Below are 12,204 nucleotides of genomic sequence, written 5' to 3'. Positions count from 1 at the left end.
ACTCACTCGCTCCTTTCGATTTTGTAGCCGACACCCCATACCACCTTGAGGTAGCGCGGCTCCTTCGGGTTGATCTCTATCTTTTCGCGGATGTGCCGCACATGGACGGCGATGGCGTTGTCGCTGACGATATCGTCATTCCACACCTGCCGGTAAATCTCCTCCGTGGAGAACACCCTTCCCGGGTGACGGCACAGCAGCTCAAGTATTTTGTATTCGAGCGGTGTGAGACGAACGGCTTCGCCGTCTACCGTCACGCTTTTGCTCTCGGTGTCGAGCACCAGTCCGCGGATGGCGATCTGCGTTTCCTTTATCTGCATCGCGCCCAGCTGGGTATAGCGGCGCAGCTGGCTTTTCACGCGCGCAACCAGCTCGGACGGGTTAAACGGCTTTGTAATGTAATCATCCGCACCCGCGGTCAGTCCGAGGATTTTATCCGCGTCCTCGCTCTTGGCCGACAGCAGAATGATCGGCAGATTTTTGCTTTCCCTTACCTTTAATAAGGTTTTGATTCCGTCCAGCTCGGGCATCATAATGTCAAGGATGATAAGGTGTACGTTCTCGGTCATTACGATGTCGAGCGCCTCCAGACCGTTGTACGCCTTGCGCACCAGATAGCCGTCCGCCTGCAGGAATATCGCAATGCTTTCCACGATCTCGCGGTCGTCGTCCACCACCAGAACAGTCAGCTTTTCCATTTTCCCTTCCCCCTTTCGTTACTTCTATCTTACCACAGGTTTCTGTTGTTTTCCGCAGGGAATTTCTTTAGATTTTATGAAGATGAAAAAAAGTCCCTCGGGTGAGGGACTTTTCTTTGCCGCGTGTTTATTTGCTGATTGCGTTGTAAATCATCTGCGCGGCATACTGACGCGGGAGTGCATCATCCGGCTTTGTATTTACAGAGACCAGAAGACCGTCTTTATCTGCCAGCTTCAAGGCATTTTCCTTCCACTGTGCACCGGTCAGACCATCCTTCTGTACATCGTGACCGCTGTATACCAGCAGCATTTTCGCGGCTTCAGCAGTTGTTACAGACGCATTCGGCGCAAAAACCGTACTCGACTTGCCGGAAACGATACCATAAGCCTGACAATACTTAACGTAGCCGTTCGACCAGGTACCAGCCGTATCCGCAAACGTGTCGGTCATATCCTTTGCGTAGTAAGATGCATCATCCGAGCCGGTACGCAGTACAAACATCATCTTTGCCATTTCCGCGCGGGAAACCGTCTTATCCGGCTTGAACGAACCGTCCTCGTAGCCCTTGATGACGTTCTTCTCGGTCAGGGTGTCCAGCACCTTGCTGTCCACCTTAATGCTGCTCTGGTCGGTGAACGCTGCACCGGCAAAGGCTGTTGCTGCGCAGGCTGCCGCCATGCTCAGCGCGATCAGTCGCTTTCTGAGTGTCATATTAAATTCCTCCTTTTATTGCATGGACGCCGTAGTGCATCCATAGGTGAAATATAACACAGTCTACAGTATTTGTCAACCTTTACCTGAATTTGTGCAAATTCGTGTGATTTTGTGCAAAACAAAAAGACTGATGTTTTCACATCAGTCTTTTGGAGGTACCACCCAGAATCGAACTGGGGATCAGGGAGTTGCAGTCCCACGCCTTACCGCTTGGCTATGGTACCATGTGGAGCGGCTGACGAGGCTCGAACTCGCTACCTCCACCTTGGCAAGGTGGCGCTCTACCAGATGAGCTACAGCCGCATATTTAGTTTTTCGCGCTAACGCGATTTTTGTCAGTGCCGATTAGTTACCGGACGCTTCGGGTTTAACGCTCACGGGCGGAATCGCTTTTGCTGCGGCAAAAGCCACGCTGGTTGAAATATGCCACCGGCATATTTCCAAGAGCCAGCTTTCGATTCCTTGGCTTGGAGGTATTATTTTTTCAATGAGTGCTACGGCACTCATTGAAAAAATGGTGCCTCCGGGCGGAATCGAACCACCGACACGGGGATTTTCAGTCCCCTGCTCTACCGACTGAGCTACAGAGGCATATTTCTTCAATCGTTTCCGATTGAAGAATGGCGACCCGGATGGGACTTGAACCCACGGCCTCTAGCGTGACAGGCTAGCGCTCTAACCAACTGAGCTACCGGGCCAGGCCGTCGTCGCTGTTTCGTTTTCGTTCGTATCTCTCAGCGACGATGTTTATTATACAGAACCTGTGCCCAAATGTCAACACTTTTTTCAAAGTTTTTTTATTTTCTTTTTATTTCGTTGCGTGTGTTAAAAGTTCCTGCAACTCTGCGCGGCTGAAACGATAGATTTTATCACAAAACTGGCAGGTTACCTCACTACTTTCCTGTTCTTCCGCCATCTTGCAAAGTTCGGTTTTTCCCATGCTGATGAGCGCGCGCTCTACTTTTTCACGGCTGCACGCACAGCGGTAGCCGATTTCACTGGTCTGCAGAAAATCTACCTCAAAGCCATCGAGCACCGCGCGGATGATGTCCTCGAGGCTCATGCCCTTATCGAGCATAGCAGTCATGCTCTCCAGCTTCGCCAGATTGGCCTCCAGCTTGTCAATGTCGGAATCCTTCACGCCCGGCATAAGCTGCACGAGCCAGCCGCCGGCACATTTGACCGAGCAGTCGGTATCCACGAGCACGCCGAGCGCGCACGCAGACGGGATCTGCTCGCTCTCCGCGAAATAGCGGGTCAGATCCTCGGCAATCTCGCCGTTGACGAGCGCAACCGTGCCCGTGATCGGGTCCTTCATGCCAATGTCCTTAATCACCATCAGATAGCCGCGGCCGACACCGCCGCCTACATTCAGCTTGCCGTCCGCACGCAGCGGCAGATCGACAGCCGGGTCCTGCAGATAGCCGCGCACATAGCCGTCCGAATCACCGACGCAGACGATCGCGCCGAGCGGGCCGTTGCCCTTGATCTGCACGGTCACGGAGCCGTCCTCTACCTTGAGCTGGCTGCCCATGATGGCAGTCGCGGTCAGCGTCCGTCCGAGGGCTGCGGTAGCCAGCGGCGTGGTGCTGTGGATTTCGTGTGCGCGCTCGACCAGCTCGGTCGTGCTGGCTGCACAAATCTGGATGCCCGCGTCACGGGCGATCGCGCGAAGTAACGTATCGCTCATAAGTTAATCTCTCTTTCGTGCTGTAAAGTAAATGCGGTCCTCGCCGCCCTGTACGGGCGCAAAGGACTGATCGCCATAGGTTTTGATCTCGGTAAAACCGGCCTGCTCCAGCATGGCGGTCAGCTGTGCAGGCTCGTAGATGCGCTCCTCGTGCGTTTCCTGCGCACGGTGCCACACATCGTCCTCCTGCTCGAAAATATCGAACTGGTAGGCGCACAGGCCGTCCTCGACCGCCGCCTGCCATACGCAGAATACGCCGTCGTCCTCGCGGACATAGCTTTCGCCATCAATGCGGGCGAATTTTTCCGGTGTGTTGATGTCGAATACGAACAGGCCGTCCGGATTGAGGAACGTGTGTACGCGCTCGAAGGCGGTCTGCAGTGCTTCCGGCTCAGTGACGTAGTTTACGCTGTCCAGACAGCACAGGCACGCGTCTACCGCGCCGTACAGGTCCAGTTCTTCCATGCGCTGATTGAGCAGCAGCGGACGCGGCTCACAGTCCAGCGTGTTCTGCAGCGCCTGCATGAGCATTTCCGGCGATGCGTCCGCGCCGATCATATCATAGCCGCGCTGCGCCAGAATGCGCGTCAGACTGCCGGTTCCGCACGCCAGATCGAGCACCAGCGACGGCTTTACGCCTTCCCGCTCAAACAGGCGCTCGAAAAAGTCAGCCCATTCCTCGTAGCCCACGTCATCCGTGAAGCGGTCATAGTATTCCGACAGAGTCTCGTAACTATTCATGGCTCTCCTCTGCTGTTTCGTCCTCCTTGAGCCGGTCGAGCATCTTGCGGTAGCCGTCCGAGCCATACACAAGGCACTTGTTCACGCGGCTGATCGTCGCGGTGGACGCGCCGGTCTCCTGCACGATATCGCTGTAAATGCGTCCCTCGTCCAGCATGCGCGCCACCTGAAAGCGCTGCACCATGGCACGCAGTTCGGCGATCGTGCACAGATCTTCAAAAAAGTCGTAGCAATCCTCGACCGTCTGCAGCTTGAGAATACCGCGGAACAGAATGTCCATATCCTCGTCCTTCAACTTTCGATTCATGATCTATCCCTCCCTACATTCGTTTTTTCGCTCTTATACCCTGTATTATAGCACATCGCTTTTATAGTGTAAAGCGTAAAAATATTTGGTTTTCACAGGTGGACAGGTGTCCGTGTGCGGCACTCTTTTTTCGCTGCACCGGGCGATTGGGGCACCTGAACCGCGCAGGCGATTCACCCTGTCCGGGCGGCAGTTTTTTCAGCACCGGCTGACCGGGGCACACGAACTGCGTTAGCGAGTTCGCCCCTAACGGGCGGGGAGTTTTCCGCTGAACCTCAGCGTGGGGATTCGCCGTCTGCGGACGGCGGGAACGTGCCGCGCCCCGCGGCAGGGGCAAAAAGGAAGGACAACCTGCGGTTTTCCTTCCTCTTTGAACTCCTGCCTTTCCCTTGCTTCCTAATCTGGCGCAGATTTCCTATATGCGACCGCTGCGAAAAGGGGGTACGGCAGAGGATTTTTTCTTCCGTATCTTTCGCAACCTGTTCGCAGGGTCAGATACATTACTGCTACACATGTGATTTCATCTAAGCAGGCGCGGCATAACAGTGCCGCGCAATTCGTTAGCGCGTTATGATAGACAGCACCTACGAGGATAAATTGTGCCAAACACCTAAATTCGCAGGTGCCTTCCGGTATAACGTGCCAAAGGGTTGCGCGGCACTGTCATGCCGCGCCTGCTTAGATGAAACCACATGTGTAGCAGAACGGTATCCGGCACTGCGTATAGGTTTCGTCATGGGAGCACACTGTGCTCCCATACGGTAGAAAAAATCCTCTGCCGTCCCCTATTTCGAAGCGGTCACATATCGGCAATCTGCGCCAGACTCTCCCCAAAGGAAGTGGGAGTTAAGAGGGTAGAAACCTTGGTGTCTACCCTCTTGCCCCGCCGCGGGGCGCGGCGAATCCCCGCGCTCCGCAGAGCGCAACTCCCCGCTGAATCTCAGCGAAAAACTCCCCGCCCGGAAAGGACGAACACGCTTACGCAGTTCGCGCACCCCGCTCAGCCGGTGCAGAAAAAGAGCCGCCCCGTCAGGACGAACACGCTTGCGCGGTTCGTGTCCCCCGCAGAATCGGTGCAAGGAAAAAACGCAGAGGAAACCCTCTGCGTTTCGCATTAAAGCAATTTGAGCTGCTTATCCGGCAGATCCTCATCGGTAAGCAATGCGCCGATGGACGGAATACTGCGGCAGCGGTAACGCGCGTTATCGCTGAGCGCGGCGTCCTCGGTGCGGCACGCCCGCGTAATGGTATGCTTGCCGCGCAGCACCATGGTCTGCACGCCCTGCGTGGAACGGGTTGTTTTGACATCGAGCATGCTCGCGCGGAACGTGAGCGCACGGTTGGCAGTCGAGAACATGGTGACCTCGCTCTCCTCCTCGATTGGGTGGAAGAACGCCACAGCCGGCGCCTTATCCGAGTACGCGCCGGTCAGGCGGCGTCGGTTGGTCTTGGTCTCGAAGGATTCCATAGAAAACCGGGCTGCCTTGCCGTTTTTGAACACAACGACCATACTGCCCTTGTAATCTCCCGGCAGAACCGCGTAAACCGGCATTTCGCCCTCGTCCATCTCGAGCTTAGACGCAAGGTAATCACCGAGCACAGACGCCTTGCTGTCCTCAAAATCGTACAGGTGCGCCTTGTACGCCTGCTGCATATTGGTGAAAAAGATAATTTCGTTCTTGTTGGTCGCCTCAGCCGTCCAGAACACCTCATCGCCCTCTTTAAGCTTATGGTCCTGCGACATGCGCCACGACTGCGGCGTAATCTTCTTGAAGTAGCCCTCGCGGGTGAGGAACAGCAGCACCGGATAATCCTCGATGTGATCCTCCTCGTCGAACTGCTGCACGTTGTCCGCGGTGATGATGCGCGTGCAGCGCTCGGAGGGGTACTTCTTGATGATCTGCTCCAGCTCTTTGATGATGATATTGCGGATCTTCGCCTTGGATTTAACGATTTCCTCCAGCTTTTTAATCTCGTTTTCGAGTGCTTCGGTCTCCTGCGTGCGCTTCAGGATATACTCCTTGTTGATGTTGCGCAGACGGATATCCGCAATAAATTCGGCCTGGATTTTGTCGATGCCGAAGCCTTCCATCAGGTTCGGGATAACATTTGCGTCCTCTTCGGTCTCGCGGATGATTTTAATCGCCTTGTCGATATCGAGCAGGATTTTTCGCAGACCGAGCAGCAGATGCAGCTTGTCCTTCTTCTTGTTGAGGTCGAAGAACACGCGGCGGCGAACGCATTCGGTGCGCCACGCCGTCCACTCATCGAGCAGCTCGGCTACGCCGAGCACGCGCGGCATGCCTGCAATCAGCACGTTGAAATTGCAGGAGAAGCTGTCCTGCAGAGTAGTCATCTTCATCAGCTTGGCCATCAGCTTTTCCGGGTCGGTGCCGCGCTTGAGATCGATGGCGATCTTCAGACCGGAAAGGTCGGTCTCGTCGCGCACATCGGCAATCTCGCGCACCTTGCCGTTCTTGACCAGCTCGGCGATCTTGTCGATGATAGCCTCAATGGTGGTCGTGTACGGAATCTCCGTGATCTCGATCAGGTTGTCCTTCTTGTTGTACGCCCATTTTGCGCGTACCTTGAACGAGCCGCGTCCGGTGCGGTAGATGGCACGCATTTCCGCCTCATCGTAGATGAGGTCGCCGCCGGTGGTAAAATCCGGCGCGGGCAGCGTGGAAAGGATGTCGTGCTCGGGATTTTTGATAAGCTCGATGGTCGTGCGGCAGACTTCCGCGAGATTAAAGCCGCAGAAATTGGATGCCATGCCGACCGCAATGCCGGTATTCGCGGACACGAGAATGTTCGGGTAGGTCGTCGGCAGCAGCGTCGGCTCCTTCATCTCGCCGTCATAGTTATCCACAAAATCCACTGCGTCGGTGTCGATATCGCGGAACAGCTCGGCACAGAACGCATCCAGCTTGGCCTCGGTATAACGCGGCGCGGCGTATGCCATATCACGCGAGTACACCTTGCCGAAGTTGCCCTTGCTGTCCACAAACGGCATGAGAAGCGCCTCGTTGCCGCGTGTCAGGCGCACCATGGTCTCGTAAATCGCTGCGTCACCGTGCGGGTTCAGCTTCATGGTCTGACCCACGATGTTGGCGGATTTGGTGCGGTTGCCGTTCAGCAGGCCCATCTTGTACATGGTGTACAGCAGCTTGCGGTGGGACGGCTTGAAGCCGTCAATCTCCGGGATCGCGCGGGACACGATAACGCTCATCGCGTACGGCATGTAGTTCTCGCGCAGCGTGTCCGTGATGCGCTGATCGACCGAAGGGTGTTCTTTATATACTTTTGGTTCGTCGGTTTTCTTTTTTGCCATTATGCTCTCCTTTGCAGGATTTTCTTTGTACGTTTTGCGCCGCCCAGATACTCGCCGAACGGCAGATAAGACAGTATGACCGCAATCGCCAATCCGCCCGCAAGCGCAAGCGCAAACATCTGCCACAGCCGCAGATAAGTAACCTGCGGCTGCCGTGTCGTCCATTCGTTCCACAGACGCAGCACCAGCGGATGTGCCAGATACAGTCCGAAGGAATGCCGCGCGACAAACTGCAGCGGCTTCGGAATCTCCGGCAGCCTGCTGAACAGCGACCACAGCACGGCCCATGTCAGCAGCGTGTAAACCGTTGCGTCCGGCCGTAGACCCATTTTATAGGCTGCCGCAGAATGCTCTTCCGTCAGCAGCACCAGCATCGCCGAAAGCACCCACAGCGGCAGACAGACGCGCAGACGCAGTCGGTTGCTCAGGCCGGATTTCGCCAGCCATGCACCAACGGTGTAGAACAGCGGCCAGCACACGAACAGACTGATCGGCGCCACCGGAAACTGCCACTGCAGCTGACCGACGGTCAGCAGGTAAATGACCATCTCCATACCGAAGGTCAGGCCTGCGGACAGAAGCAGCGTCACCGCCGGATGCCGCTCTACCGCACGGCAGAGCAGCTCGCTGAGCAGGATCAGCTGCACCAGTATGAATATGTAATACAGGTGGACGTAACTGCCGCCTGTCAGAATGTTTTTGATCGGATGTGCATGCGGTTTGCCAAACACGGCGTCCATCGCAAGGTAAAGGACCGACCAGATCAGATATGCCGGCAGCACGCGTTTCAGCCGCCGCTTTGCTGTCTGCACCGCAGACTGACCGCTATGCTGCAGCCACGAGTACATGTGTCCGTAGCCGGACAGCATGATAAACAGCGGCACGGCAAACCGCGCTATCTGATTGCAGGATACACCGACCGGGTTCATGCGGCCTGCCGAAACGTGTATCATCACCACGGCCAGCGCCGCAACTGCCCGCAGGCCGTCCATTTGCCGAATCCGCATGTTGCTATCCCCCATTTTTGCCCTTACGAAATATCCGCCAGCTCGAGATAATCCGCGCCGTTCTCGGCAATATACTCCTTGCGTCCGGCGAGGTTGTCGCCGAGCAGCAGGTCGAACATTTCGCTCGTGGCAGCCGCTTCATCCGGCGTAATGCGGATCAGGCGGCGGTTTTCGGGGTTCATGGTGGTCTCCCACATCATTTCGGGCTGGTTCTCGCCGAGACCCTTGGAGCGCTGGATAAGAATCTTTTTGCCCTCCAGCTTTTTGAGGATAGCCGCTTTTTCGCTCTCATCGAACGCAAAATAGCTTTTGTCTCGGTAGGTGATCTCATACAGCGGCGACTCCGCAATATAAACGTAGCCCTGTTCGATGAGCGTCGGCACCAGACGGTACAGCATGGTCAGAATGAGCGTGCGGATCTGGAAGCCGTCCACATCGGCATCGGTGCAGATGATGATACGGTGCCAGCGCAGGCTTTCGAGATCGAACGCAGACAAATCCTTTGCCGCCTTGCCGCGCACCTCGACACCGCAGCCGAGGACTTTGAGAAGGTCGGTGATGATGTCATTCTTAAAGATTTTATCGTAATCCGCCTTGAGGCAGTTGAGGATCTTGCCGCGCACCGGCATGATGGCCTGAAATTCACTGTCGCGGCCCTGCTTTACCGAACCGAGCGCGGAATCACCCTCGACGATATACAGCTCACGGCGGGACGCATCCTTGGTGCGGCAGTCCACAAACTTCTGCACACGGTTAGCGAGGTCAATATTGCCGGACAGCTTCTTTTTGATATTCAGACGCGCCTTTTCCGCCTGTTCGCGGCTGCGCTTGTTGATCAGGATCTGCTCGGCGATCTTGTCTGCCTCGGCCTTGTTCTCGATAAAGTAGATCTCGAGTCCTTCCTTGAGGAACTCGGTCATGGCCTCCTGGATAAACTTGTTGGTGATGGCCTTCTTGGTCTGGTTCTCGTAGGAGGTCTGGGTGGAGAAGCAGTTGGTGACAAGCACGAGGCTGTCGAAAATATCCTGATAAGTGACCTTGCTCTCGCTCTTGTTGTACTTGTTGTTCTGCTTGAGATACGCATCAATGGCAGACACGAACGCCGAGCGAACGGCCTTGTCCGGTGCACCGCCGTGCTCCAGCCACGAGGAGTTGTGGTAATACTCGATCTGCGACACCGCCGAGGAGAAGCAGAACGCGCACGACAGCTTCACCTTGTACTCGGCCTTGTCGGCGCGGTCACGTCCGCGTCGTTCGCCCTCGAGGAACTGCACCGAGGTCAGCGGATTCTCGCCTGCCAGCTCGGTCACATAGTCCACAATGCCGTTCTGATAAAGAAATTCGGTGGTCTCGTACCTGCTGCCCACCTGATTTTTCAGCACAAACTTGATGTGGCTGTTGACGACCGCCTGCCGCTTGAGCGTATCCAGATAATAATCCACAGGGATGTTGATATCCGTGAAGACCTCAAGATCGGGCTTCCAGCGGATGGTCGTGCCGGTTTTGCGCGCGTTCGTCGCCTTCTTGGTGTAGCCTTCCTTGGTGCCGGTCTTGTTTTCGCCCTTTTCAAAGTGCAGGCCGTACTCGAAGCCGTCACGGATAACGGTGACGTCCATGTACTCCGAGGAATACTGCGTCGCGCAGGTACCGAGACCGTTGAGACCAAGTGAAAACTCATAGTTTTCGCCGGTGTCGTTCTTGTACTTGCCGCCTGCGTACAGCTCGCAGAAGACCAGTTCCCAGTTGTAGCGCTGCTCGTTTTCGTTCCATTCGATCGGGATACCGCGGCCATGGTCAGCGACTTCGATCGAGCCGTCCGCATAGCGTGTGGTGATGATCTCGGTGCCGTGTCCCTCTCGTGCCTCGTCGATCGAGTTGGACAGAATCTCAAAGACCGCGTGCTCGCAGCCCTCCAGTCCGTCCGAGCCGAAGATAACGCCCGGGCGCTTGCGCACACGGTCCGCACCCTTCAGCGAGGAGATGCTTTCGTTGCCGTATGACGGCTTTGCTTTGCTCATATATACTTTAACACCCAATTTCCGAAGTTTTACTTACTCTATTATATCTGTTCAGATGTGAAATAGTCATTTATAGCAATTTTACACCATATCATTGTTCATGTCAACGAAAAGCAGAACAATTGTTCCGTTCTCACAATCCATCGAAATGCTAAAACCAGACAAATCACTGCCTTGCCCCCCATTTTGTCCGAACGCAAAAATGCGCGCTCTCAGCTCCTGCTGAAAGCGCGTTGTATGGGGCAACACCGCGCAATTAAAGCAGCGGCTTCTTGCGCAGGCTTCGGTCGCGCTGCCGCGGTGCTTTGCGGAAATTGTGTGGTATTGCCTAATGGGTGTCTTGCACCTCTTGTTTTTGGACTGTCCGGGAGCCTGCGCGGTATTCCGTCCCACAGGGCCAGACAGATTTTTGAGGGATTGACTGCTCACACAGTCGGAGAAAAAATTCCCTATGAAGTATCTATTTTTAAAGGGATGGCAAGTGGTTTTTATCACTCAGCTTGCTGTTCCCTTGCTGTGATTACAGGATACAGGAATCCCATGTCTAAAGTATGTAGAAAGTTTGAAGAAATCGTAAACATACCGTTTCTAAATTGAAAATGACGCGACCGCAAACCCGATACGTTCATTCTCAATTCAAAAGTGCTGTAACCTCTTCCAAGGTATCCGCAAAATAGATTTTCTTCTGCCGTTCTTTGGTGGACAGCTCCATCTCGATCATGTGGTCGAGCAGTGCCTTCATATGGTCGTAATAGCCGTTGAGATTATAGAAAATACACGGTGCATCCAGCTGGTTCAGTGCCAGCTTGCTCATCACCTCGGCAATCTCCTCGAGCGTGCCCGTACCGCCCGGAAAGGCGATGAACGCGTCTCCAAGCTCGATCATTTTGGTTTTGCGATCGGTCATATCCTCGGTGACGATCAACTCGGTCAGACCGTCCAGCTGCAGCTCCTGCTCGATAAAAAAGCGCGGCTCTACGCCGATTACCTTGCCGCCTGCGGACAGTGCGCTCTCCGCGACCGCGCCCATCAGACCGACCCGTGAGCCGCCGTAGACCAGTGTATGGCCGTGCTCGCCAATCCATGCGCCAAGCTCGCGCACGGCGGTTTTAAGGGCAGGCTCGCGGCCCTCGTTCGCACCCAGATATACGGTTATGTTCATAATTTTGTCCTCCATTATACAGGTGTATGCAGGGTTATCGGCGGTAATGCCGGAAATTCTGATTTGCTAATTTGCACCAGCTAATCGGGGTACGCAAACTGCGTAAGTGGGTTCGTGCGCCCTGCTGGGGCGGTGCAGAAAAAAGAAAAGAGCAGACGTTTACACATCTGCTCTCTGGAAATTCTATTTTAGCGGAACTTCTTCTTCTTTGCGCGTGCAGCCTCAGACTTCTTGCGGCGCTTTACGCTCGGGCTTTCATAATGCTCACGCTTGCGGAGCTCGGAAAGCGTACCCGCCTTGGCACACGAACGCTTGAAGCGACGCAGTGCGCTGTCAATAGACTCATTTTCCTTGATGCGGATCTCCGACACAGTTTTCCCTCCCTCCGCACGTTCCCCTCATGGGGATCGCTTAGCACAGTTTGTATACATTCGTACACAAAACCGTAAGGATATTATATCGAATTTTCGCGTCAATGTCAACTACTTTTTCCCGTAGTTTTCGATTTTTTCTTTTTGACGCGGAAATCCGGCAT

The 12,204-nt window shown here is 55.0% G+C and carries 10 protein-coding genes and 4 tRNA genes; all 14 read right to left on the bottom strand.

Features of this window, described 5'->3' with window-relative positions; all coding sequences use genetic code 11:
* Positions 1 to 2 precede the first annotated feature (2 nt).
* The 14 genes from DW724_RS01245 to rpsU all read right to left on the bottom strand — a co-directional run bounded on the left by DW724_RS01245 (position 3) and on the right by rpsU (position 12,040).
* Positions 3 to 689, bottom strand: coding sequence for a response regulator transcription factor (locus DW724_RS01245; RefSeq protein WP_165815475.1), 687 nt, complete (start codon positions 687 to 689; stop codon positions 3 to 5).
* Between the two features lie 136 nt (positions 690 to 825).
* Positions 826 to 1,410 carry an S-layer homology domain-containing protein gene (locus DW724_RS01240; protein WP_118760390.1) on the bottom strand — a complete coding sequence of 195 codons (585 nt, stop codon included), beginning with the start codon at positions 1,408 to 1,410 and terminating at the stop codon, positions 826 to 828.
* 153 nt (positions 1,411 to 1,563) lie between these two features.
* A tRNA-Cys gene (locus DW724_RS01235) sits at positions 1,564 to 1,637 on the bottom strand.
* Between the two features lie 3 nt (positions 1,638 to 1,640).
* A tRNA-Gly gene (locus DW724_RS01230) sits at positions 1,641 to 1,716 on the bottom strand.
* A 212-nt stretch (positions 1,717 to 1,928) separates the two neighbouring features.
* Positions 1,929 to 2,004, bottom strand: a tRNA-Phe gene (locus DW724_RS01225).
* A gap of 30 nt (positions 2,005 to 2,034) precedes the next feature.
* Positions 2,035 to 2,111, bottom strand: a tRNA-Asp gene (locus DW724_RS01220).
* A 110-nt stretch (positions 2,112 to 2,221) separates the two neighbouring features.
* Positions 2,222 to 3,103, bottom strand: coding sequence for an Hsp33 family molecular chaperone HslO (hslO, locus tag DW724_RS01215; RefSeq protein ID WP_118760389.1), 882 nt, complete (start codon positions 3,101 to 3,103; stop codon positions 2,222 to 2,224).
* A 3-nt stretch (positions 3,104 to 3,106) separates the two neighbouring features.
* Positions 3,107 to 3,844, bottom strand: coding sequence for a class I SAM-dependent DNA methyltransferase (locus tag DW724_RS01210; protein WP_118360405.1), 738 nt, complete (start codon positions 3,842 to 3,844; stop codon positions 3,107 to 3,109).
* Positions 3,837 to 4,151 (bottom strand): YerC/YecD family TrpR-related protein, encoded by a 315-nt coding sequence (locus DW724_RS01205; RefSeq protein WP_110436460.1) that lies wholly within the window; start codon positions 4,149 to 4,151, stop codon positions 3,837 to 3,839. Before DW724_RS01205 ends, DW724_RS01210 begins: the two co-directional genes overlap by 8 nt.
* A 1,114-nt stretch (positions 4,152 to 5,265) precedes the next feature.
* Entirely contained in the window at positions 5,266 to 7,482 is a 2,217-nt protein-coding gene (locus DW724_RS01200; RefSeq protein WP_118760388.1) for a DNA gyrase/topoisomerase IV subunit A, read from the bottom strand.
* A complete protein-coding gene (locus tag DW724_RS01195; RefSeq protein ID WP_158580177.1) occupies positions 7,482 to 8,489 on the bottom strand; it encodes an acyltransferase in 1,008 nt (335 codons plus the stop codon). Before DW724_RS01195 ends, DW724_RS01200 begins: the two co-directional genes overlap by 1 nt.
* Before the next feature lie 23 nt (positions 8,490 to 8,512).
* A complete protein-coding gene (locus DW724_RS01190; RefSeq protein WP_117492738.1) occupies positions 8,513 to 10,507 on the bottom strand; it encodes a DNA gyrase/topoisomerase IV subunit B in 1,995 nt (664 codons plus the stop codon).
* Between the two features lie 631 nt (positions 10,508 to 11,138).
* The gene (locus DW724_RS01185) at positions 11,139 to 11,669 is read right to left on the bottom strand and encodes a TIGR00730 family Rossman fold protein (RefSeq protein WP_118760386.1); all 531 of its coding nucleotides are present in this window, start codon (positions 11,667 to 11,669) and stop codon (positions 11,139 to 11,141) included.
* A 188-nt stretch (positions 11,670 to 11,857) separates the two neighbouring features.
* Positions 11,858 to 12,040: a 30S ribosomal protein S21 gene (gene rpsU / locus DW724_RS01180; RefSeq protein ID WP_031472056.1), complete on the bottom strand. Its 183-nt coding sequence runs from the start codon at positions 12,038 to 12,040 to the stop codon at positions 11,858 to 11,860.
* Positions 12,041 to 12,204 lie beyond the last annotated feature (164 nt).

This window comes from Butyricicoccus sp. AM27-36 (genome assembly GCF_003480945.1).
Taxonomy (GTDB): domain Bacteria; phylum Bacillota; class Clostridia; order Oscillospirales; family Butyricicoccaceae; genus Agathobaculum; species Agathobaculum butyriciproducens.
This window is presented reverse-complemented; position numbering and strand designations above follow the sequence as displayed.